A 24,708-nucleotide genomic window follows, 5' to 3' on the forward strand; every position below is an offset into this window, starting at 1 on the left:
ATAAAAAGGAAGAAAAATGAAAAGTAAATATGGAATAGGAGGATCTTCAGCAGAAAAAGAATTAGAAGCCATAAAACCCATGGCGCATTTAATTCAGCCAATTTTGGAAGAAGAGTACAACGAAAGAATTAAAAAAGCGTGCCTTTTAATGCAAGCGGAAAATGCGTCGGCATTATACTTAAATGCAGGATCTAGTTTGGTGTATTTTACGGGCACCCATTGGCATCCTAGTGAGCGTATGGTAGGCGCAATTTTATTAAAGAATGGAGATTTACATTATATAGCTCCCAATTTTGAACGCGGAACCATAAATGATTTCATGGTTATTGAAGGCGAAATTCATTGTTGGGAAGAACACGAAAGTCCGTTTGCGCTTTTTAAATCCATTTTACAATCAAACGGGGTAAAAAAAGGAACTGTGTTAATTGATGAAGGGACACCGTTTTTTATTTTTGAAGGCATAAATCAGGTATCTGAATCCTACCACCTAAAAAATGCAAAACCGGTAATTTCAGCATGTCGTATGGTAAAATCTGAATCTGAAATTAGTATCATTCAGGCTTTAATGAATATTACTCTAGAAGTGCAAAAAGCTGCGGCCCGAATTTTAAAAGTTGGTATCACGGCAAAAGAAGTCACCGATTTTATTCATGAAGCGCATAAACGTTATGGAGTGCCATCGGGGTCTTATTTTTGTATCGTGCTTTTTGGTAGAGACACGTCGTTTCCACATGGCGTTAAAAACCCGAAGCCTTTAGATGAAAATGATATAGTTTTGGTTGATACAGGGTGTTCTCTTCACGATTACATTTCAGACATCACCAGAACTTATGTTTTTGGTGAAGCCACCGAATATCAGAGAAAAATATGGAATATTGAAAAAGCAGCTCAGCAAGTGGCTTTCAAGACGTCGCAAGCGGGAAATACTTGTAGTTTTATTGATGTTTCGGTGCGATCCAAAATAGAGTCTTATGGTTTAGGCCCCGATTATGATTTACCGGGAGTACCACACAGGACAGGGCATGGTATTGGATTAGATATTCATGAGTATCCCTATATACTTAAGGGAAATGAAACGCTTTTACGACCTGGCTACTGTTATAGTATCGAACCTATGATTTGTGTTCCTGATGCGTTTGGTATTCGATTAGAAGACCATGTTTATATTACAAATGATGGCCCTAAATGGTTTACGAAACCGGCCTACAGTATTGAAAATCCTTTTGGTGTGTAGCATAATTTTAGTAATTACAGAAAGACCGTTTTAGCTAACTAAAAATGGACTTTATTTGTGTTTGTATGCCGTTGAATTGTAGATGTGAAAATTTCTGTTTTCAATACTAAAATTACAATTTCAGCTTATGTTATAATGTGGTAAGGTTAATATAGTATGCAATTCAGATAACATTAGGGAGTCAAGCTTCATTTATAATATATACTTTTATACAAACTCAAACAAACTCCTAAATGTTTAGTAAATTCATAAAAATAATAGGTGTTCTTTGTTGTTATTCGCTATACGGACAAGGAACTTTAGAAGAATACAAAAAAGCATTAGCTGTCGATTCACTTTTCAAAGATAAAGTATACAATACGCCTTCAGAATTCAATTGGATGTCTAACAACAATATGTGGTATGTAAATAATGCCAAAACAGGCAAACAATATTACATTGTGAATCCAGATAAGCAGGATCAGCAGTTGTTTTTCGATCATAAAAAAATGGCTTCAGCAATTAGTAAAATTACAAGTAATAAGGTTGATTCGAGTAATTTACATCTTATAGATTTAGATTTTAATAAAAATGACAATAGCTTAAAATTCAGATTAGATAAATTAATGTTAACCTGTAATCTGGATAATTATTCCATTCATATTTTAGATACTGTAAACAAGAGAAACAAAAGAAACAGAGGGTATTGGGGAAATCAATTTAATGAAAAAAATAGTGATCCGGTTGTGTCTCCGGATAAAAGTAAATCGGCATTTATTAAAAATTCCAATCTCTATGTTAAGGAGCAAGCAAGTGGAAAGGAATCACAATTAAGTTATGATGGAACTGCAGGAAATTATTATTCATCTTATATAAAATGGTCCCCCGATGGAAAAAAAATAATGGCATACAAAGTGAAACCTGGAGAGGAGCATAAAATTTATTTTATAGAATCCAGTCCAGAAGATCAGTTACAGCCAAAATTACAATCTAGGCAATATTTAAAGCCCGGTGATGAATTACCATTTAAAAGTCCGCAGTTATTTCATGTAGAATCGAATAAACATATTAAAATTCCAACTGAAGCCTTTAACAGTCAATACAGTCTTTCAAATATAGATTGGCGAGAAGATAGTCGTGCATTTACTTTTGAGTACAACCAGAGAGGGCATCAGGTGTATAAGGTTATTGAGGTTAATGCCGACACAGGTAGTGTAAACGTTTTAATTAATGAAACTAGTAACACTTTTATTGATTATAGTAGTAAAAAATACAGATACGATGTGGCCGACGGAAAGTCTATTGTTTGGACATCAGAGCGTGACGGTTGGAATCATATTTACCTATATAATGGAGACGGAACCTTAAAAAAACAACTAACAAAAGGCGACTGGGTGGTTAGAAAGGTGATTCGTGTGGATGAAGAAAATAAGGAAATTTATTTTACCGCAAGTGGTCTTGACAAAGATCAGGATCCTTACTTTATTCATTATTGTAAAGTAGATTTCGAAGGCAAACATATTACCAGATTTACTTCAGAAAAAGGCCACCATAAAGTAACATTCTCTAAAGATTACAAATATTACGTCGATCAGTATTCGCGAGTGGATATGCCAGCCATAACGGTATTAAAATCTACCGAAAAACAAAAAGTAATAAAAGAACTTCAAAAAGGTGATTATACCGAATTGTTAGCACAAGGCTGGAAAGCTCCCGAAGTGTTTTCTGCAAAAGGAAGAGATGGAAAAACAGATATTTGGGGAATAATAATAAGGCCAACTACTTTTAATCCTGAAAGAAATTATCCAATTATAGAATATATTTATGCAGGGCCACACGATTCTTTCGTGCCAAAGGATTTCCATGCGTATTACTGGTCCATGTCGGCATTGGCCGAACTAGGGTTTATTGTGGTGCAAATTGATGGTATGGGAACCTCAAATCGTTCAAAAGCATTTCATGATATCTGTTGGCAAAATTTAAAAGATGGTGGGTTTCCAGATAGAAAATTATGGATGAAAGCGGCAGCTAAAAAATACCCTTATATGAATATCGACAAAGTCGGTATTCACGGAACATCTGCTGGCGGACAAAACGCAGGAGCGGCACTGGTTTTTAATTCCGATTTTTATGATGTTGCTGTAGCATCATGTGGGTGCCACGATAATCGTATGGATAAAATATGGTGGAATGAGCAGTTTATGGGGTATCCTATTGGTCCGCATTATGAAGCTTGCTCAAATATTGTAAATGCCCATCAGTTAGAAGGTAATTTAATGTTGATTTTAGGTGAAGTAGACGATAATGTGGATCCCGCAACAACCATGCAGTTTGTGGATGCTTTAATTAAGGCAAATAAAAATTTTGAGTTAGTCACTATTCCTGGAATGGCGCATTCATCGGGAGGAGCCTTTGGAGAACGCAAACGTAAAGATTTTTTTGTAAAGTATTTACTAGGTGTAAATCCTCCATCCTGGAAAGAAATTTATAATTAAGAAGTGTTTAAGATTAAAAGAACTAAAAAATGAAATTGAAAAAATTATGTGTTTATTTTGTTTTAATTTTAAGTTATTTTACTCAGGCACAAGAAGGCGACCAGATATTAGATGGTATAGGAGAAACAGCAATGGTATTGCGTTATGTTTTTAATGGAAATCTAAAAGATTGGTCAAGAAATAATTTACATGCCAATAAGCAAGGCGGAGAAGCTGCATTCGTTGATGATAAGCAGTTTAAAAAGGTTTTATCAATTCAAGGAAAGAATTCTGCTTACGTTTCAATTCCTGGGGCGGCACTTAACGGATTAGAATCATTGAGTATTAGTGGTTGGGTGTTTATGCCTTCACTAAGTCTAAATCAGTTTATTTTTGATTTTGGTAAAGTTAATGGCGGGCATATTTTGGTTAAGTCGATATCAATCAAGGGGAAACCTGTGTTTAAGGCTGAAATTGTAACCCAAAACGGAACGGTCTATGAGGCCGATTTATCCGAATTGGCAGCTAATTCGTGGTCACATATTACCGTGGTATTTGATGCCGCTTCAAAAACATTAATGTCTTATGTTAATGCAGAACTTTCAGATGAAGTGAAGAATTTAAATGTCGAATTAGACCGTCTTTTTGGTGGTTCGAAATTAAAAAATAAACTGTTCTTAGGAAAATCCTTAAGCGATGATAATACTTTTTTAGAGGCGAAGCTATACGATTTCAGAGTTTATCGCGTGGCTTTAAGTAAATCTCAAATAACACGTGTTTACAATGCGGCTTTAAGAAAACCTACTGGCAGTCTGGTAAATGAGAGTCATGATAAAGAAAACGATCTTCAGCAGTTTGCTGCCGATACACCTCAGTTGTATATGAAATATTTGTTAGGTCTCGCTGAGGTACCTGTTGAAACTCATTTAGGTGTTTTACCAAGATTACCTCGGTTTGTGAAGGGAACTTATAAAAAGGGAGTAAAAGGGCCTAAAGTACGCGTTATCTGGCCGGCGCCAAATGATAATAGTTCAGTTTTACAAGCCGGAGAATATAAGATTACAGGTCGTGTCGCCGGATCACATTTACAACCAACGGCTACGGTAAAAGTAATTGATGATAAAACAGCAACTACTCCGGAAATTAAGCTGGATGGTTTTGCTTTGGATCAGGTATCATTGAATGCTGACGCTTTTGGTTCTGAAACTAAGTTTATTGAAAACCGTGATAAATTTATTAAAACTCTGGTCAAAACCAATCCTGACGATTTTCTTTATATGTTTAGAAACGCCTTTGGGGAACAACAACCTGAAGGTGCTGAAGCTTTAGGGGGATGGGATAGGCAGGAAACGAAATTACGTGGTCATGCAACAGGGCACTATTTAACAGCTATTGCTCAAGCTTATGCAAGTACATCCTACAGCCAAGAATTACAAGCTAATTTTCAGGAAAAGATGGAGTATATGGTGAATACTTTATTTGATTTGTCTAAAAAATCAGGTCAGCCGGTTAGAGCTAGTGGAGATCATGTGTCAGACCCAACGGCAGTGCCTTTCGGACCCGGAAAATCAGTTTTTGATTCAGACTTAAGTACAGAAGGTATTCGTAATGATTACTGGAATTGGGGCGAAGGGTTTATTAGCGCATATCCGCCAGACCAATTTATTATGCTTGAGCGTGGGGCAACTTACGGCGGGCAGATCACACAAATATGGGCGCCATATTATACCTTACATAAAATCCTGGCTGGGTTAATTGATATTTATGAAGTGAGCGGTAATGAAAAAGCCTTAACGGTTGCAGAAGGTATGGGAAGCTGGGTTTATGCACGTCTGAGCCAATTACCAACCGAAACGTTAATCAGCATGTGGAATAGATATATTGCAGGTGAATTTGGCGGTATGAACGAATCTATGGCACGCTTATACCGTATTACCGGTAATGCTGAATTTTTAGAAACCGCTAAATTATTTGATAATATTAAGGTCTTTTTTGGTGATGCCGGACATAGCCACGGACTAGCAAAAAATGTAGATACCTATCGCGGTTTACATGCTAATCAGCATATCCCGCAAATTATAGGAGCTATAGAAATGTATCGCCATTCTGGAATACCGGAATATTTCCATGTCGCAGATAACTTCTGGTTTAAAACTACCAACGACTATATGTATAGCATTGGAGGTGTTGCCGGGGCACGCAATCCAGCCAACTCAGAGTGTTTTACCAGTCAGCCGGCAACAATTTATGAAAATGGATTATCGGCGGGCGGCCAAAACGAAACTTGTGCTACATACAACATGCTTAAATTAAGTCGTAATTTATTTTTGTTTGAACAACGAGCTGAATTAATGGATTATTACGAACGCAGTTTATACAATCATATTCTAGCTTCTGTTGCCGAAAATAGCCCAGCAAACACCTATCATGTTCCGTTATTACCAGGATCCTTTAAGCATTTTGGAAACCCTAATATGAAAGGGTTTTCCTGTTGTAACGGAACGGCTATGGAAAGTAGCACCAAATTACAAAACACCATTTATCTTAAAAGTTTAGATAACAAGACATTGTATGTAAATCTATATATACCTTCAACCTTAAACTGGACGGAACGCAACGTGGTTATTGAACAAACCACCGCTTTTCCTAAGCAAGACTATTCACGATTAACCATTAAAGGCAAAGGAAAATTTGATGTTAAAGTTCGTGTGCCACAATGGGCAACAAAAGGATTTATGGTTAAAATTAATGGGAAAATAGAAAATGTTAATGCCGTCCCAGGAACGTATGTAACACTATGCCGCAAATGGAAGAACGGCGATACGATTGATTTGAAAATGCCATTCCAGTTTCATCTGGAATCTGTAATGGATCAACAAAATATTGCGAGTTTATTCTACGGCCCTGTGTTATTAGCAGCTCAGGAAGACAAACCAAGAACCGAGTGGCGTAAAGTAACCCTTGATGCAAACGATATTAGTAAAACCATTCAGGGAAATCCTAAAACTTTGGAGTTTACCATCGATAGTGTTACCTACAAACCGTTTTATGACACCTACGGAAGACATTCCGTGTATCTGGATGTTACCCTTGAGTAATGGATTTTAATTCAAAGAAAAACCCTAAAACATGAAAATAAAATTAAGTATCTTCTTTTTAATATTCTTTTCAATATCTATGATTAATGCAAGCGAACTTATCGATTTAATTAATTCCTACACCGCCGATAAAAAAGCCCTTGAAAAGGCGTATTTGGTTAGAGAATCTGAAACTTATTACAACCGCCTATTTCAATTTCACAAAGGCTGGAATACACAGTTAAAAGCGATCAATTTTAACGATTTAAGTACAGATGGTAAGGTTGATTATATTTTGCTTAATAATCTTTTGAAGAAGGAAGCGTATCAGCTATCAAATAAATATAAAGCATTTAAAAAGGTGGTACATGTATCTGATTTTGCTGAACCGCTTTACACTTTTATAAAAGAAAGAAAGCGTGGTAAAGAGCCGGATTCTAAAAAACTGGCGGGCGATTTCAATGCGGTAAAACACATATTAAAACTAAAAACCGAGGCTTTAAAAAAAGCGCCTTTTGAAAACTGGATGCAAGCTGAAAAAGCCGCAGGAATCATATCGTCTTTACAATATGGTCTTCAAGATGCTTATGAATTCTATTTTAGTTACGATCCAGAATTCACTTGGTGGGTGAAGGATGCATATGCCGAATTAAATGATGCTTTAAAAACATACCGTGAGTTTTTAATGGAAAACTATAAGAAAGAAAGCATTAAAGATGATGGTTCTGGAATTATTGGTCAACCCGTTGGTCGTGAAGCTTTAATTAAAGATTTAGAGTTTGAGTTCATACCATATGCACCAGAAGAGCTTATTAGCATGGCAGAAAAGCAATTTAACTGGTGTAAAGACGAAATGATAAAAGCTTCAAAAGAAATGGGCTTTGGAAACGATTGGAAAGCCGCATTAGAGCATGTAAAAAACACTTATGTTGAACCAGGTAAGCAACCTCAGGCCATTAAAGATTTATATGATTATAGCGTTAATTTTATTGAAGAACGGGATTTAATTACCATCCCGGAACTAGCCAAAGAAACCTGGGGTATGATTATGATGACTCCAGAACGCCAAAAGGTAAATCCGTTTTTTACGGGAGGATGGGAGATAAGTATTTCTTATCCAACGGTGAACATGGGTTACGAAGATAAAATGATGAGCATGCGTGGAAATAATCCTAATTTTTCATTTCCTACGGTACAACATGAGCTACATCCGGGACACAACCTTCAGTTTTACATGAATGCACGTCATAAAAGTTATCGCAGAGCTTTCGATACGCCATTCTGGATGGAAGGCTGGGCATTATACTGGGAAATTGCTCTATGGAATAAAGGATTTCCGCAAACACCAGAACAAAAAATGGGTATGTTATTCTGGAGAATTCACCGTTGTGCCAGAATTGTATTTTCATTAAAATATCAATTAGGCGAGTGGACACCACAACAATGTATCGATATGCTGGTCAACCAAGTAGGCCATGAATACGCTAATGCCAAAGCCGAAGTGCGCCGTTCTTTTGCTACGAGTTATACACCGCCTTTATATCAAATGGCTTATATGACAGGCGGATTACAATTTTATGCTTTAAAAAAGGAGATGCTTGATAAAGGTTGGACTGAGAAACAATTTCATGATCGTGTTTTAAAAGAAAACTTTATGCCAGTTGAACTGTTACGGAGCTGTTTACAGGAAAAGCCATTGAAAAAAGATTTTAAATCGACCTGGAAATTTTCAACTGATTTTAACTAAATCAATCAAGAATATCATCATGAGAACTTTAAAGTATAAAATGGTTCTTGCCACCGCATTGTTTTCAGGGTTTTATGTCCAGGCTCAGGGGTATTGGGATCGTTTAAAAGACAAAGAGCCTACGTTGGGTGTAGCTGATATTTATCAAAAATTTATAACACCCGATTTTGAACTAAAATTAGTAAAATCTTCACAAACTATTGCTGAGTTAAGACCTGTAAAAAATTTAAACTTTGACTTTACGCCAAGCGACCGTTTAGAGATTAGGGATAAAGACGGATTATATCACTTAGGTGATATTAATTTAAGAATAAAGCAAGGAGACGCCGATTGGATAAGCTATTCTACGGCAGCTAAACGCAGAACGGTTACGCCTCTTGAGGTTTCAGGAAATGTTCTTGCAGCAGCCGATTTAGCCAATACATTACCATCGGATATACCGGTAACCATAAAACGGTATTATGAATTGGTTGACGAGCATCTGGTAATGCGTTTTGAAATTACCAATAAAACCAACAGTTCTATAGAAATAGGGGCATTAGGTATTCCTATGATATTTAATAATATTTTAGAAGGAAAATCACTTAACGAAACTCATGCGCAAAATGTTTTTTTCGATCCGTATATTGGATTAGATGCAGGTTATTTAGAAGTAAAACGTTTAAGTGGTCAGGGGCCAGTGCTTTTAGTGTTACCACAAGAGCATTTGCCTTTTGAAGCGTATAGACCTTTAAACGACGATCCAACTCCTAGAAGTATTGTTTTTGAAGGTTTTCATGAGTGGATGGTATATAGTAAAGCTTATGCCGAAAACGAATGGAAAGGTGTGGAGCAATGGAATACGCCTACAGCCTTAATTTTAGAGCCTGGAAAAAGCAAAAGTTTTTCATTAAAATTGGTACTTTCAGAAAGTATTGAAAATATTCAAACAACACTTAAAGAGGAGCAACAACCTGTTGCTACAGGGGTACCTGGATACGTTATTCCTCTGGATATTAAGGCCCAGTTGTTTATTGATTACAGCAGTGATATTTCATCTATCGCTGTAGCCCCTAAAGGCGCCATTAAAATAAAGGGCGATGGTGTTACAGAAAAGGGTGTAAAAAAATATACCCTTGAAGGTAAAATCTGGGGACGCTCGGTGGTAACTATAACTTTTGCCGATGGAAAAAAACAAACCATTAATTACAAGGTTATCAAATCGGAAAGTGATGTTATTAAGGATTTCGGACATTTTTTAACCACCGAACAGTGGTTTGATGAACCCGATCCGATATTTAAACGAAACCCTTCGGTAATCAGTTATGACTACGAAACTAAAAAACAGTTAACACAAGATAGTAGAGCTTGGGTTGCCGGATTAAGTGATGAAGGTGGTGCTGGTGGTTGGTTAGCTGCTTTTATGAAACAACTTATTCAGCCTAATAAAGAAGAAATTAATAAACTGCAAATGTTTATTGATAGTACGCTTTGGGGGAACATTCAGTACAATGAAGGCAAAAAGAAATATGGAGTAAAGAAAAGTGTGTTTTATTACGAACCAGATTCACTACCAAAAGGAACCTACAGCGACTCTATAAATTATAATACATGGGCTGCCTGGAATCATGAACATGCCAACGACCAAGGTAGGTCTTACAATTATCCGCATGTTGCAGCGGCCTACTGGGTGATGTACCGATTGGCGAGATATAACGAAGGATTAGTAGACAATCAAACCTGGGACTGGTATTTAAAACAAGCCTATAATACGGCAATTGCTATGGTAGAACAGGCACCTTATTATGTGCAGTTTGGGCAAATGGAAGGCTCTGTTTTTTTATATATTCTTAAAGATTTACAAAGGGAGGATTATACCGAAATGGCTACCAATTTAGAGGTAAGAATGAAAAAAAGAGCAGATCATTGGGAGGCTTTAGAATACCCTTTTGGAAGTGAAATGCCTTGGGATTCTACAGGGCAGGAAGAAGTGTATATGTGGTCTGATTATTTTGGATACCGCCGAAAAGCCTGGGTAACTTTAAGAGCTATTTTAGCCTATATGCCTACCATGCCACACTGGGCTTATAACGGTAATGCACGTCGTTACTGGGATTTCCTTTACGGAGGAAAATTATCGAGAGTAGAACGTCAAATTCATCATTACGGTTCGTCTTTAAATGCGATTCCAGTTTTAGAACAATATAGGAAACGCCCAGAAGATTTGTATCTTTTAAAAGTTGGTTATGGTGGATTATTAGGGGGGATTTCTAATATCACCCAAGATGGATTTGGGCCTGCGGCGTTTCATTCCTACCCATCAACACTCCGCATCGATTATCTTTCCGGAGATTATGGCTCAGGGCTTTATGGATATGCCGTTAATACCTCAACGTATTTAACAAAAGATGAAAATCTGGGCTGGTTAGCTTTTGGGGGTAATTTAGAAAAAAAAGGAGATGTTGTTAGTGTTTCGTTAACAACAGCTGCAAAATCTAAAGTGTATATTGCTCCAAAGAAAATGTGGTTAACCCTTGATGCAGGAACATTTAATAAAGTTATTTATAATACAAAAACAGAGGGGGTTACCCTGGTTTTAAATCCAAAAACGGAATTCACTCCAAATGCCTTTTTAAGAGTTAATAATGATGAAATTAAACTGCCTTACACCAAAGTAAGAGGAGCCTATCAGATTCCTTTAAAAAAGAAGATATTAGAAGTTAAATTGTAAAGATCTAGTGGTTTGTTTCAAAAGCATAGTCCTTTATAGCCAAGTAATCCTTATGGTGTCTTTGGGATATTTTTTTAAATTATTATCATGAATACAACAATACCTTATATCAGATCTGTTTATTGAGGAAAATTACGATTTTAAACAATTGATTACAGCGCTTGAGAAAGGGTTTTTCCATTACGAAATCAAAGAGCCAATGCAGCAGCATGTTTTTTCTAATCCGCAGGAACAAACCGATTCTATCTTACTATTGATGCGGGCCTTTAATCAGGGTAAGAAACTTGGAGTGAAAATAGCCACGGTAAGCCCTAATAATGGATAATATAATATAATATGCTCGCCATATAAGACGTGCATTTGTTTTTAGAAGGCATAAGACGCTTTAAAGGCTATTATAGAAGTAAAATCCCTAATAGCCAAACGCACAGCAGCAGCTTCGGCTTGCTAGTAACTTTTTGTCCAGACCAAATGCTAATGATAAGGATAGGAGCGTTATCGGTTAATTTAATTAAAGCAAATATCGTTGTTTGACCTATTAGGCAAGTTTATAGTAAGGGAGGTGATTTTGAAAAGGAAAAAATTATTGGCAAAACCTGAAAAAAGGAAGGTTTATCATGCATACCGATTAAATAAATAGAAGAATTTCAAATCTTTAAAAGATGAACAAATTCATATAATTTAATTATGTTATACTTTCTAAAATAAAAAAATGCAGCCATTTTTCAGATGCATTTTTTATAATTTATTTCGCGTATTTTAAAATATTTGTTCTTTCAAGGTCTTTGCTTTTTTCTACAGGTTCAATTAAAAAGCTAAAGGTGTAATGTGCTGCGGGCAGCCTAAATTGTTCATGAGGTAAAGCTTTTCTCGACCAACTGTCATCTCCACCAAGTCCCATTTGCTTATGATCTATATTTACCGTAATAAAATCTTGAGGTTTTAAATCGTAAGGATGTAAGGCTTGGTCTATGTCTTCAGTAGTGTATGGCCATGCACTTATATTGAGATTATCGGAAATAGCAGTAACTTTTAAACCTTTAACATTATCATTGGTTAAAGAAAACCATCTCACTTCACTTTTATTACCACTTTCTTGCGGTCGTATATATGCGTAATAATCATTTAAAACAGATTCGCGGTATAAATTTATATCTGCGGCTAATTTTCTATCCCAATAGTTTTCGTAAGGACCTTTCCCTAGCCAGGTTAAATTATCAAATTCCGTATTCATTTGTAGTTGCAACCCAATTTTAGGTAACATTGGAAGATTTTCATCAGCATCAAAATCAACATTAACAAGCATTTTTCCATTGTCAAAAATGGTGTAGACAATATTCATTTTTGCTTTAGACTGGATGAAATCGAATTGACTGGAAATTAATACCGTATTGTTTTCTTTGTTAATTGCGAAGGATTTTAGAGTTCTGTTATTTGAAGCCTCTTTCCATTCTGCTAAGGTTTTTGGTGTATCCCCTCCAAGACGATCGTTGTCGGTGATGGGGCGCCAGAAATTTGGTTTTAATCCCGATATAATAAGATCCTTACCTTTTAAATTATAACGATTTACAAATCCTGTTGTTGCATCAAATCCGATTTCAAAATGCTCTCCTTTTATAAGATGATTTGCTACAGTAATGCTTTTAGATTTAGATTTTACCGATTGAAATGGCTTATAATCATCCAGTTTGATTTGTTCCCATGCCACTTCATGACCATTTTCAGCCCAGTTTTTGGTTTCGTTTAAAACAAAGGCTATTCTCAGAAAATATTCAGCACCTGCTTTTGGTTTAAACTTTTTATATGGAATTTGAAGGCGTGTCTTGGCTTCCGGTTTTAAAGCAATTGATTTTACAGTGCCGTTTTGAATGATTTTTCCATCTTCCTGAAGCTTCCATACGATATTATATTCCGACAGATTTATAAAACTGTGACGATTAAGAATTTCAACCGATTTATCCCTTTTATTGTAATCTGAAATAACGATAGGTTGAAATACCTTTTTACATTCCCAAAGTGCTGGTTTTGGGTTAATATTGGGGTTCACAATGCCGTTAATACAAAAGTTTGAAGAGTTTGGAAGGTTGGCATCTCCCATATCGCCTCCATAAGCATAATATTCAACACCATCTTTGTTTTTTTGCAAAAGCCCTTGATCTACCCAGTCCCAGATAAAACCTCCAATCATGTTTTTATGCGCTCGTATAGCGTCCCAAAATTCAAACAAATTACCTGTTGAATTCCCCATAGAATGGGCATATTCACACCATAAAATAGGTCTGGTTTCTTCGGTGTAATTAGCCACTTTTTCCATATAATCTATGGAATTATACATTCGGCTTACCATATCTACATAATCGGGATCTTTTAAAATATCACCGCTTATTGTTTGTCCGTTAGTTTGAGCACCTTCGTAATGAATGAATCTTGTTTCGTCGTAATTTTTAATCCATTGTGCCATGGTAGCGTGATTAAAGCCAGAGCCAGACTCGTTACCCAAAGACCAGAAAATAATGGAAGGATGATTTTTGTCGCGTTCTACCATTCTAACGGCGCGTTGCAAAAAGGCATTTGCCCAATCGGTATCATTACTCAGCCTTCCACCAATACCATGAGTTTCCAGATTAGCTTCATCAATTAGATAAATTCCATATTGGTCGCATAGTTCGTACCATTTTTCGTTGTTTGGGTAATGCGATGTTCTAACGGCATTAAAATTAAAACGTTTCATGGTTAGAATATCTTTAAGCATTGTTGAGTCACTAACTACTTTTCCATTTATAGGGTCGTGGTCATGTCTGTTAACACCGTAAAGTAAGGTTGATTTTCCATTTATTAATAGTTCGCCATCTTTATTAAATTCGATTTCTCGGAAACCAATTTGAGCAGATCGGGTTTCAATAATTTGTTGATTTTCATCTTTTAAGTAGAAAACAAGCGTGTATAAATTAGGCGTTTCGGCAGTCCACTTTTTAGGATTTTCAATGTATGATTCCATAAGCGCAAAATCATTTTCTCCACGCTGCGGATAACTTTCAAATACGATTTTTTCAGCCTTAATAGAAGTTGTGTCTTTAATGATATTAATGTTGTTTTCATCAAAAAGTTTGTATTCCAATGTATATCCTTTTATAGATTCGTCATTAAAGACCTTAAGTTTTGGTCTGACTTTTAAAACCGCATTGGTGTATATTGAATCCAAATCGGTTTGAACAAAAAAGTCGTATAGCTGCACTTTTGGCGCTGCCGAAAGGTAAACATCACGGTGAATACCACTTAATCGCCAATGATCCTGATCTTCCAGATAAGCACCGTCACTCCATCTAAAAACTTTAAGAGTCATTTGGTTTTCACCTTCTTTAAGAAAAGGCGTAATATCGAAATGTGTTGGTAACATACTGTCTTCGCTATATCCTACTAATTTTCCGTTTAAGTATAAATAATAAGCTGAACTAACGCCGGCAAATGTTAGGGTGATTTGCATATTATCCCATGTTTTAGGAATCTCAAACGCCGTTCTGTAGATACCAGTAGGGTTATCTTTTTTTGGAGTAAAAGGCGGGTTGATAGGAGCAAAGGTATAACCAGCACTTGTGTAAAGTGCTGTACCATAACCCTCAAGTTCCCAGTTGGCTGGCACAGGAATAGTATTCCAGTTAGTATCGTTATAATTTACAGTTTCAAAACCTTCGGGTGCGCCTTCCGGGGTAGGGCTCCAATGGAATTTCCAATCGCCGTTGAGTAGTTTATAGCGTCCTGAGTTTTCTTTTTTATTTTGAAGTGCAGAACCTTCATCAGGAAATGAAAATGAAGTCGCCCTTGATGGCATGCGGTTTATACCAGATACCTGAGGGTCTTCCCAAGGTTTAATTATACCGTTAATTTGAGCAAAAGTAAAGGTTGAAATTAAACTTACAACTAGAGATGTTTTTATAAAATTTTTCATATGTTATTGTTCCATGGTTTTTACCAGTTCAACATTTAAAAAGTACATGTATTCAATTCTCCAAGGAGTGAATAAAAACTGATTGGTATGTTTAATATCTACACTTTGCCAATCTAATGTCGGTACAATTTTAATATATTGGTTTTGTTCTTTAAGTACTAATGGGAGGTTAAATCCTTCTATACAGTTGGTATATCGGTAGTGAATTTTATTGTTTTTTCCATCGACATATAACTGCAATTTAGGAATTTGAGTGGTTGTTAGGTATTGTTTAAAGACGTAAGAATAGTCGTAACCAGCTTTGTCTGAAATGTATTTTTGAATTTCTGAGCCATCAACCGTTTTGTTGTGAAATGTCATATTTAGGCCTGTGAGGATGTTTTTAAAAAGCTTATCGTTATCGATACTATGGCGAATGGTGTGCAGCATATTACCTCCTTTTACATACATATCGCCACTGCCTTGAGCGTTTACGCCATACGGAGGAATAATAGGCTTATCATTCTGAATACCATTTCTTAACCCAAAATTGTAATCGTTGGCAGCCTCTGTTCCATAATTATAATCTAAAAACAGGGTTTCACTGTAATTGGTAAAACTTTCATGAATATACATATCGGCCAGATCTTTGCTGGTAATATTGTTACCAAACCACTCATGACCACTTTCATGAATAACAATAAAATCCCAGGTAAGTCCTAAACCAGTTCCAGAACCATCTCGACCACGATAACCTCCAGCATAATGGTTTCCGTATGATACGTTAGATTGGTGTTCCATGCCTGTATGTTCTGTTTCTACAAGTTTATAACCATCTTCATAAAACGGATAGGGGCCAAACCAGTATTCGAAAGCATCCAGCATATTATGAACTTCAGTTGGCATGTAGTTTTTGGCCTTTTCAACATTATAGTCTAAAACCCAATAATCTAAATCGAGAAAGCCTTTAATGCCTGTATATTGTTCAGAAAACTTTTTATAATGACCTATATATGGAATAATACAATAATTACTAATCGGGTTATCGACATTCCATTTATAGGACATGGTTCCGTCGTTATGTTTTGTTTCCTCCGTCAATCTTCCGTTTGCTATGGCCATAAGGTCTTTGGGAACACGCATGGTTAAAGAAGCTCCTAAATCAGGTTCGTCACTTTGATGATCTTTATTAGGAAACCATATGGAAGCTCCCAGACCCTGACAGGTAACCGTCATCCACGGACGTCCTTTATCATCTTTAGTAAACGTCCAGCCGCCATCCCAAGGTGCCCTAATAGCTTCATGAGGTTTCCCGCTGAAATAGATTTTAACTTCGTGTTCGGAATTTAAGCCTTGTTTTGGTGTTTCAACGTGGTACACAAACCCTTCACGATTAAATTTTAGAGTTTCCGAATTATCGAGAATTATACTATCTATTTTTAAGGGCTCTTGAAGATCGATTTGCATGCTATTAACATGTGTGTCTTGAATAACTTTATAGGTGATTATATTGTAACCAGAGGTGTACTTATTGTAAAAGTCAGGTTTCACTAAAATATCATAACGAAGGACATTCCACCAGGCGCGCTCGGGAGTAATACTTCCTCTTAAGGTATCGGCATGGGTAAATTTTAAATCACTCTCTTGAGATTGTATTTGAAATGAAAATAGTATAAAGCCAATGGCCACTAAAATATGTTTTTTCATATCAGAATTGGCATTAAATAATTTAAATTAATGTATTTATCAAATTTGTAGAAATTAATTCAATTTACAAAGGTTATGAGGTAATGAGGGTAATATAATATCATAGTTGGGTAATTATGATGTTAAAAATTAACCTTTTAATAGGTAGATGGGTAATAGAATGATTTGGTTTATTTGTTTTATGTGTTTGCTAATTCAGTGTCAAATTGAATAAGGTCTTTTTTTCATTCACTAGTTTTTTTAGTGTTTAGATCTAATTGTAGTTTTAATAGTTGATAAGAGAGTCGCAAGTTGGGTCTGCATCCCGACAAGAAAGCTTGACAATTTTATCAGGCTCTTTTATTTAACCCATAATTAAAACCTAAACAAGAACATTAATATTATGTTCATAATATTAATGTTTTTTCAAAAAAAAGGAGCTGATTTTATAAAACCAGCTCAAACAAAAGTGACTAATAAAAATAAATAATTGAACTAACTTTAGTGCTTATAAAATCGAGGATTTAATTTGAAATTAGCAGATAGTCGTTGTAAAACTTCCCGATAAAACGAAACCTCCCTTAATTTTTCATGATTCATATTTTCAATAAGCTTAGCTGTTAAAATATTATCGAATTCTTGATTGGCATATGAGCTGTTAATCAAGTAAGCAGCAGCAACAGAATTTGGATGAGATTTTATAAATTCTATCTTTATATTTTTTACTAAATTATCGTAATAGCTTAAAGAGTCGTTAATCTCTTTTTTTGACAACTGCACGAGCTCACCTTCGTTAGATTTAGAAATTAAATTCTCAATAATATTTTCGATGGGTATAGTTTGTGAGAATACCGATTTTAAATCATTGTTTACTCCTTTATCATCAACAGGGTAACCATCAACAAAATTAGAAACTTTACCATAAATAGAAATTCGTGCGCCAGGGTAGCCAATGAACCAAATTTTTTTCGATGTGTTACATGAGATTGAATGTTTTGTGTTTTTGTATTCTTTCCCATTTAAAAGCTGCGGTAAATAAACAGAGAATATTTTATAGTTGTCAATGCAATTGGTATATGTAAATCCTCCGTTGTCTACTGAAACAGTATCTCTATTGAACGTGTTAGGTAATGATTCGTCTTTACTTTCTATAATAACGTAACCTTTTTTTAAATTTTTTAGCTTAGCGTGTACCGTGAAATTATTTTTATTAGTAACAGTAGAGTTACAAAGTTTGTTTTGACAACCAAAAACCAAATACACTGTGCATAAAAGAATTATAAAATAAAATAGGTTATTTTTCATCGTTTATATTAATGGAAGTTTAAATACCTTCGGATTCAAATAAATCTATTAATGATTGTTCAGAAGGCCTTGGTGCGTTATAATTTACTATTTTGCCAGACGGATCGATTAATATAAATCGCGGTATACCAGTTATTAGATAATCTTTAACAAAAGTTGAATTCCAATCGTTTGGAGCTAATAGTTGAACCCCACCAAGTTCTTGTTTTTTTATAGTACTTCGCCATAATTTTTGACTACGTTGCGTGTCGACCGAAATACTTACAAAAGCAATATTTTTATCGTGATATGATTTTTCAATTTCTTTTAAGTATGGTATTTCATATCGGCATGGCCCGCACCACGTGGCCCAAACATCTATATAAACATATTTACCTCTAAAATCTTTTAGTGAAGAAGTCCCGCCAGCATAGTTTTCATAATCATTAAATTCTGGAGAATCTTTACCTGGAGCAACTTTACGTCTCTCTTCGTACTTTTGACTTATAAACTTCTTATGTTGATCGTTTGTGGAGAGCCTATTAAATAAGTTAAAATAAGTTTCAAAATCATTTACATATCTATATCCAGAATACACGGTTTGCAGTAAATAATGGTTTTTAATTTTTTCGTTAGGGTAAGATTCTATAATTTTTAATAAGGCTATTGAAAAATTAACAGAATCTTTTTTGCTTAATTCGGATGCCTTTCTTTGGTAATGGTTGCTAAATAAAGTTCTATAACTAGACGAATAGAAATAGTCATTTTCATTATTAAAATCTATACTGTCAAGACTTGTAGAGTAATCATGTGGAATTGCATATTCATCTCCTTTGTTTTTAACAGTTCTGCTGTATCCGTTTAATTGGATTATATCGTAATAAGTTAAATTATTTTTTTCTAGTTTAATGAAATTATCAGGCAATCCTTTTTGGGATTCCAAAATTGAAGTAATAGACGTATTAAGTTTGTTTAATTTGATTTTAAACTCACTGGGTTTAAGGTTGTAGAGTTTTTGTCTGTCACTAAAGAAACTATCTACTAAAACAGATTTTTGTTGTAAAAATATATTTTCAGGCGCATTTGATCCAGTAAATTTAATAGTGTTTAAATTGCTGTCAGCATTATAAGCAATATTTAAATTCTTTCCTTCATTAAAATATAATTTTATTCGGTTATTATTAATTGAAAGATTATAAAAACCACTTGGTAGATTTAGAGTGTCCGAAAATTTGCCTGAGTTATCAAGTAAAAGAGTGTCTTTAATTGAATAATCTATCGTACTGGAAATAATGATATTTGCGTTTTTAAAATTTTCAATTACTCCCGAAAAAATAAAACTATTATCATTCTTTATTTCTGTGCATGAAAATATTACTAAGCAAAAGAAAAGGAGGGCTATATTTTTCATATTAAATGTTATTTTATATTATAAGGCCATAGTATTTTTAACTATGGCCCTATTTATTATTTATCAGTATTCAGATTAATACTATGGGTTTAATATAAGGTTACCATTACCAGCAGTAGCAGCATCAGGAAAAGGAAGGATGAATTTTGTTTCATCTGAAAGTGTTGATTTGTATGTGCTAATATCAATATCACCAAGTTGGTCATATCTTACAAAGTCAAACCAGCTTTCTGCATCTTCTATAAACAACTCTAACATTTTTTCTTCTAATATATCTTGTAGTAATGTAGCTTTATCTGATAATGTTTTAAGAGGCATATTCACTCTATTTCTAACGGCATTCAGCATGTTAAGCGAGTTGGTTAAATTACCACCGGCTCGTCTGGCTTCTGCTTCTGCATAAATGAGATATACTTCAGCCATCCTTGCGTAATAAAAGGTGTTTCCTTGTCCTGAAGCACGAGAGGCCAATGGATATTTTCCAATACTATTTGGGCCTCTTGTATCGGCACCATAATTATATTGGAATCTAAAGTCATACCCACTTGTTGGCTCTCCAGTTGTTGCAACGGTTCCATCAGCAATGCCGTCCGATAGATCTGCGATATTTCTAAAATAATCTGAAGGTATACAACTATTTCTAAAGGCAGAAGATGTAAATAATGTTAATTCTTCAGGGCCATTTACGTATGGAGCAAATAGTGTTTCTTCTCCCCAGCGATTCTCAAAAATTGATACAAAATCCGGTGCTAGATCATAACCGTCGGTATTATTTATAACCGCCATAGCATTGGTAGCCGCATTTTCAAAATCGCCATAATATAATTGTACCTTAGCAAGAAAAGCTCGAGCTGTGGTTGACGATACATAGTAGTGCGCCTTTCCGCTACCTGCATTATTGGCTGCATACTCTAAATCAGTTAGTATGGCATCGTAAGTTTCTTGAACTGTATTTCGGGCATAACTTACAGCCCCCCGCATGGGCTCTGTTAATACAACAATACCATATTGCGAAGTTTTATCGAAAAATTGACCATGTGTGCGTAACAATCTGAAATGAGCCATAGCTCTTAAGAATTTGGCTTCTCCTAAAATTTCAGATTTTCTCGGGTCCGTTAAATCGGACGCTTTACCAGCTTCAATAGCTTCAATGAGGTAGTTAGCGTTATTAATTGCAAAATACATTGCCGTATACAGCTCTCTAACAATTACAGCTTCACCTGTATCTTCATTAGTTGGCCAGGTGTTGGTGCCATTTAAAGCACTTCCCATATTCTGTTCTATTCCCCAATAGGATAAGCCAGCTTGTACCAATGGAATATCGCTTTCTCTGAAGGAATTGTAGACTCTGTTCAATAATCGGTTAGCTGAGCCTTCGTCAAAAACCACATTGTCCTCTGTTAATTGTGCAATTGGTTTTATGTTGTCTATACTACAGCTTGTTATAAGCCAAATAGAAAGAATAGATAAAATAATTGTTTTTATATTAAATATTTTCATAGTATAATTCATTAAAAGTTAAGATTTAGACCCAAAGACCATGTTTGTGAAATAGGGTATGGACCAGAAGTAAATCGAGCGAATCGAGATGCTGCAGGACCAGTAGATGATGGATCTACACCACGAAAATCGGTAATCGTAAATAGGTTGTTGCCAGTAACGGTAAATGCTAGTTTATTTAGACTAAGCTTATTTAATATTGAGTTTGGTAACGAATATTGAAATTGTAAAGCTTGAAACCTTAGGTATGACGTATCATCAAATTTAAAATCACTACTTGGTGTTGAATTGTCGAAATTACCGTAAACTAATGTTCTTGGGTATCTGGCGTCTCTATTATCAGGAGTCCAAGAATCTGTAAATTCTCTTAAAATATTTTGATGAGGTTGACCGAAGCCTATTACACTCGCATCAGTGATTTGAGTCATACCACCTACTGAATAAACAAAATTAGCTCCTATTTGAAAATTCTTATAGCGTATAGAAGTGTTAAAACCTCCGAAAAAGTCTGGTTGAGACGCTCCTAAGTATACATAGTCACCATCTCTTGTAATTTCTCCGTCTCCATTAATATCCACGTATTTAAGATCTCCAGGCGATGTTAGTGACGAATAATAGGTGCCATCTGGAGACGCATTATTTAAAGCATCAATTTCTGATTGCTCTTGAAAAATCCCATCAGTTTTATACCCTTTAAAGTGGAATACAGGTCTACCTTCTTCAAAATAGAATGATTCAGAAGTTGTAAGTCCATCAGTATTCAATTTGTCTAATACATTATCGTTGTGAGCATAGTTAAATCCTACAGACCAACCGAAATCTTTTTCTCTAAAAATATCCACGTTTAAATCTATTTCTAAACCGCTGTTAGAAACATCAGCAAAGTTTTGAATGTAATTTGTGGCACCACTTTCTAGGGGATAAAAGCCCTTCATTAAAGCACCTCTCGTTTTTCGGTCGTACCAGTCAACACTACCAGTAACTCTATAGTTGAATAAAGAGAAGTCTAAACCAATATTTAACTCGTCTGTTGTTTCCCATTTAACCTCTTTATTAGGTAGTGTTCCTGAAAGTCCAACTGCTTGCTCACCAGCGTATAAACCTGCATCTCTTGAGGCTACATTGAAAAACTGTAAATAAGCAAAATCTCCAATGTTATTAGATCCCGTTCTACCGTAACCAGCTCTTAATCTTAAATTACTTAGAGGTTTTATGTTTTCCATAAATGACTCTTTTGTAATATTCCAACTAGCCGCCGCGGATGGGAAATAGCCTCTTTGGTTTCCTGGACCAAAACGGGATGAACGGTCGGTTCTAAAGTTTAATGTTAAAAAGTATTTTTGATCGAAGTTATAGCTAAATCTAGAAAAAATTGAATTAATACCTCGTTCAAACTGTGCCTCAGATCCAGGTCTAGCCTCTTGAGCGTAAGATGCATTAATTAATACATCATCATCAGGAAAGCCTCTATATCCAGCTGTTGAACGGTAAACCCAGTTTCTGTCCCATGCGGATCCTAGTAACGCTTCGATATTGTGTACATCATTAATAGTTGTATTATAATTAGCAGATAAATTAACAATTACGTTCGAATTCTCCGTTTGTAGTTTTGACAGGTAAGATGTACCTAAAATAGTACCATTACTTAAGGCTGTACCTACTTTAGAGACAGGTGTAAATTCGCTGGTGCTATTAGTAAATCTAGCGGCATTAACATCAGCACGAACAACTAAATCTTTTAAAACTTCAGCTTCTAAAAAAGCACTACCCAAGTTAGTGAAATTCTTTTGTTGCTTATCGTGTAATGTAGTTAATCCAACTGGGTTAGGTACTATACGAGTACTACCGTAATACCAGTTTTCAATACGGTTTAATAATCCATTTTCATCGTAAACAGGAACATCAGGTCTAAAATTAAGTATGCCAGTGTTTAACCAACCGTTAATATTTTGATGTCCAGATTGATTTTTGGAATAACTAAAACTTCCGGTAAATCCTGCTTTTAAGTAATTATTAATTTGGTGTTCTAAATTAAATCTAGTGTTATATTGATCGTATTCATCTTTACCTAATAAGCCTTCTTGGTCTAAATACCCTAAACTTAAGGTAAACGTAGTTTTTTCAGTACCCCCAGTAATACTAAGGTTATTTTGTAATGAAACGGCAGTATTTCTGTAAACTTCATCTACCCAGTTGGTATTTACATCATCATAGTTATCTTCATTCAAACCTCCATAAGTGTAGGAACCGTCTGAATTTCTTGTAACCGTAGCCCAATCTCTAAAATAAGATTGTACATAAAAAGGAGAATACCCACTACCATTGTTTAGTTGATCAACGGAGTTTCTAAACATTAAATCAATATTGTCTTTCCATTCTTCAGTGCTTAAGTAATCTGGCGTGTTAACAGGGGTCGAGAACATGACTCTTGAAGAGAAGGTAACATTTGATTTCTCTCCTTTTTTACCTCGTTTAGTATTTACTATAATTACCCCGTTTGTACCTCTTGAGCCATAAATTGCAGTTGCAGAAGCGTCTTTTAATACATCGATGCTTTCAATGTCTTCAGGATTTATATTCTGTAATGGGTTAGCATTTTGCACATTTAAAGCTCCAGTAAAACCTCCAGCATTATAAACCGGGTCGGTTAAAAAAGGAACGCCATCTATTACAAATAAAGGGTTGTTATTACCTCCTGAAAAAGGTGATGTAATTCCTCGAATAATTATATCTACACCAGTTCCTGGCTCGCCAGACCCCTGGGTAACAAAAACACCTTTTACAAGACCTCCTAAACCACGGTCAAAACTGGTTTGATTTCCTAAATTGTTTCTTAGAGGTTCGCCCTCTATAGAAGAGATAGCCGAAGATACTTCACTTCGCTTTTGCGTGCCATATCCAACCACTACAACCTCTTCAAGGCTATCCATTCCTTCACTTAGTGTGATTTCTAAATTGTTAAGGTTTGTAAAATCAGACAAAGAAATTTCTTTGGTAGTAAACCCGACAAAAGAGAACATAAGTTTTTCTGAATTAGGTGGTAATTCTAATTTAAATTTACCATCAAAATCGGTGTAAGTTCCTAGTTTTGTTCCAGAAACTAGAACGGTTACGCCTGCTAAAGGCATTCCAGATTTATCTGAAACTTTTCCGATGACTATCTTTTTTTGAGCAATTCCCTTATTTTTTATAGAATTAATTAAGTTGGAGTTGTCCGTTTTTAATATAATTTGTTTATTAAAGATTTCGTAACCTATCGAAGTCCCTTTAAATAGTTTTGACAAAACTTTGTCTATTGTTTCGTTTTTAGTTTCGAGTGTAGTAACCTTTCTCGAAACATCAATTTCTGAAGTGTTAACAAAAAACTTGAAATCAGATACAGATTCAATCTTGTTTAGCACTTCCTTAACGGAAACTTCTTTAAGATTGAAGTTGAATTTTTTCTTTTGCGAGTAGGTTTCGGCATGTATTTGAAACATACAAATGAATAATAAAAAGGTCGTTATTTTCATTTTTAAATCAAAATTGAGAGGTGGCGATTGGGCGTACCAATACTTTGAAAAGATTTTTTTCATACTTTTGTTTTGTAAAATTTGGTTAGTTTATTTTTAATCGAATTATTCTATCGGAAGATGTGCCAGCATTTTCCGATTTTTTTGTTTAAAGGATTATGTTTTCATA

12 protein-coding genes are annotated in these 24,708 nt (G+C 35.2%); 6 read left to right on the forward strand and 6 right to left on the reverse strand.

Features of this window, described 5'->3' with window-relative positions; genetic code table 11:
- Window positions 1-16 precede the first annotated feature (16 nt).
- From ICJ83_RS10480 to ICJ83_RS17055, 6 genes are all read left to right on the forward strand, one after another.
- The gene (locus ICJ83_RS10480) at window positions 17-1,234 is read left to right on the forward strand and encodes a M24 family metallopeptidase (protein WP_188230347.1); all 1,218 of its coding nucleotides are present in this window, start codon (window positions 17-19) and stop codon (window positions 1,232-1,234) included.
- A gap of 233 nt (window positions 1,235-1,467) precedes the next feature.
- The gene (locus ICJ83_RS10485) at window positions 1,468-3,708 is read left to right on the forward strand and encodes a S9 family peptidase (RefSeq protein ID WP_188230348.1); all 2,241 of its coding nucleotides are present in this window, start codon (window positions 1,468-1,470) and stop codon (window positions 3,706-3,708) included.
- A gap of 29 nt (window positions 3,709-3,737) precedes the next feature.
- Complete coding sequence (locus ICJ83_RS10490; protein ID WP_188230349.1) at window positions 3,738-6,785, forward strand: beta-L-arabinofuranosidase domain-containing protein; 3,048 nt, start codon at window positions 3,738-3,740, stop codon at window positions 6,783-6,785.
- Between the two features lie 31 nt (window positions 6,786-6,816).
- Complete coding sequence (locus ICJ83_RS10495; RefSeq protein WP_188230350.1) at window positions 6,817-8,511, forward strand: DUF885 family protein; 1,695 nt, start codon at window positions 6,817-6,819, stop codon at window positions 8,509-8,511.
- Between the two features lie 19 nt (window positions 8,512-8,530).
- A complete protein-coding gene (locus ICJ83_RS10500) occupies window positions 8,531-11,221 on the forward strand; it encodes a DUF5695 domain-containing protein (protein WP_188230351.1) in 2,691 nt (896 codons plus the stop codon).
- A gap of 199 nt (window positions 11,222-11,420) precedes the next feature.
- Window positions 11,421-11,546 carry a hypothetical protein gene (locus ICJ83_RS17055; protein WP_262891559.1) on the forward strand — a complete coding sequence of 42 codons (126 nt, stop codon included), beginning with the start codon at window positions 11,421-11,423 and terminating at the stop codon, window positions 11,544-11,546.
- Between the two features lie 420 nt (window positions 11,547-11,966).
- Here the strand turns inward: ICJ83_RS17055 and ICJ83_RS10505 are convergent, their stop codons facing one another.
- The 6 genes from ICJ83_RS10505 to ICJ83_RS10530 all read right to left on the reverse strand — a co-directional run bounded on the left by ICJ83_RS10505 (window position 11,967) and on the right by ICJ83_RS10530 (window position 24,602).
- Window positions 11,967-15,167 carry a glycoside hydrolase family 2 TIM barrel-domain containing protein gene (locus tag ICJ83_RS10505; RefSeq protein WP_188230352.1) on the reverse strand — a complete coding sequence of 1,067 codons (3,201 nt, stop codon included), beginning with the start codon at window positions 15,165-15,167 and terminating at the stop codon, window positions 11,967-11,969.
- 3 nt (window positions 15,168-15,170) lie between these two features.
- On the reverse strand, window positions 15,171-16,853 hold the full coding sequence (locus ICJ83_RS10510) for a M1 family metallopeptidase (protein ID WP_188230353.1): 1,683 nt from the start codon (window positions 16,851-16,853) through the stop codon (window positions 15,171-15,173).
- Between the two features lie 480 nt (window positions 16,854-17,333).
- Window positions 17,334-18,137: a hypothetical protein gene (locus ICJ83_RS10515; protein WP_188230354.1), complete on the reverse strand. Its 804-nt coding sequence runs from the start codon at window positions 18,135-18,137 to the stop codon at window positions 17,334-17,336.
- A 19-nt stretch (window positions 18,138-18,156) separates the two neighbouring features.
- On the reverse strand, window positions 18,157-19,527 hold the full coding sequence (locus tag ICJ83_RS10520; protein ID WP_188230355.1) for a TlpA family protein disulfide reductase: 1,371 nt from the start codon (window positions 19,525-19,527) through the stop codon (window positions 18,157-18,159).
- 81 nt (window positions 19,528-19,608) lie between these two features.
- Window positions 19,609-21,027, reverse strand: coding sequence for a RagB/SusD family nutrient uptake outer membrane protein (locus ICJ83_RS10525; RefSeq protein WP_188230356.1), 1,419 nt, complete (start codon window positions 21,025-21,027; stop codon window positions 19,609-19,611).
- 11 nt (window positions 21,028-21,038) lie between these two features.
- Window positions 21,039-24,602, reverse strand: a complete 3,564-nt coding sequence (locus ICJ83_RS10530) for a TonB-dependent receptor (RefSeq protein ID WP_188230357.1) — start codon at window positions 24,600-24,602, stop codon at window positions 21,039-21,041.
- Window positions 24,603-24,708: the final 106 nt, after the last annotated feature.

This window comes from Aestuariibaculum sediminum (assembly GCF_014596945.1).
Classification (GTDB): Bacteria; Bacteroidota; Bacteroidia; order Flavobacteriales; family Flavobacteriaceae; genus Aestuariibaculum; species Aestuariibaculum sediminum.

Excerpts from the sequence above, each read along its gene's own strand:
- ICJ83_RS10480 (WP_188230347.1), top strand. The coding sequence starts at position 17 with ATGAAAAGTAAATATGGAATAGGAGGATCTTCAGCAGAAAAAGAATTA.
- ICJ83_RS10515 (WP_188230354.1), bottom strand. The coding sequence starts at position 18,137 with ATGAAAAATAACCTATTTTATTTTATAATTCTTTTATGCACAGTGTAT.
- ICJ83_RS10510 (WP_188230353.1), bottom strand. The coding sequence starts at position 16,853 with ATGAAAAAACATATTTTAGTGGCCATTGGCTTTATACTATTTTCATTT.
- ICJ83_RS10485 (WP_188230348.1), top strand. The coding sequence starts at position 1,468 with ATGTTTAGTAAATTCATAAAAATAATAGGTGTTCTTTGTTGTTATTCG.
- ICJ83_RS17055 (WP_262891559.1), top strand. The coding sequence starts at position 11,421 with ATGCAGCAGCATGTTTTTTCTAATCCGCAGGAACAAACCGATTCTATC.
- ICJ83_RS10490 (WP_188230349.1), top strand. The coding sequence starts at position 3,738 with ATGAAATTGAAAAAATTATGTGTTTATTTTGTTTTAATTTTAAGTTAT.
- ICJ83_RS10525 (WP_188230356.1), bottom strand. The coding sequence starts at position 21,027 with ATGAAAATATTTAATATAAAAACAATTATTTTATCTATTCTTTCTATT.
- ICJ83_RS10530 (WP_188230357.1), bottom strand. The coding sequence starts at position 24,602 with ATGAAAAAAATCTTTTCAAAGTATTGGTACGCCCAATCGCCACCTCTC.
- ICJ83_RS10500 (WP_188230351.1), top strand. The coding sequence starts at position 8,531 with ATGAGAACTTTAAAGTATAAAATGGTTCTTGCCACCGCATTGTTTTCA.
- ICJ83_RS10505 (WP_188230352.1), bottom strand. The coding sequence starts at position 15,167 with ATGAAAAATTTTATAAAAACATCTCTAGTTGTAAGTTTAATTTCAACC.
- ICJ83_RS10520 (WP_188230355.1), bottom strand. The coding sequence starts at position 19,527 with ATGAAAAATATAGCCCTCCTTTTCTTTTGCTTAGTAATATTTTCATGC.
- ICJ83_RS10495 (WP_188230350.1), top strand. The coding sequence starts at position 6,817 with ATGAAAATAAAATTAAGTATCTTCTTTTTAATATTCTTTTCAATATCT.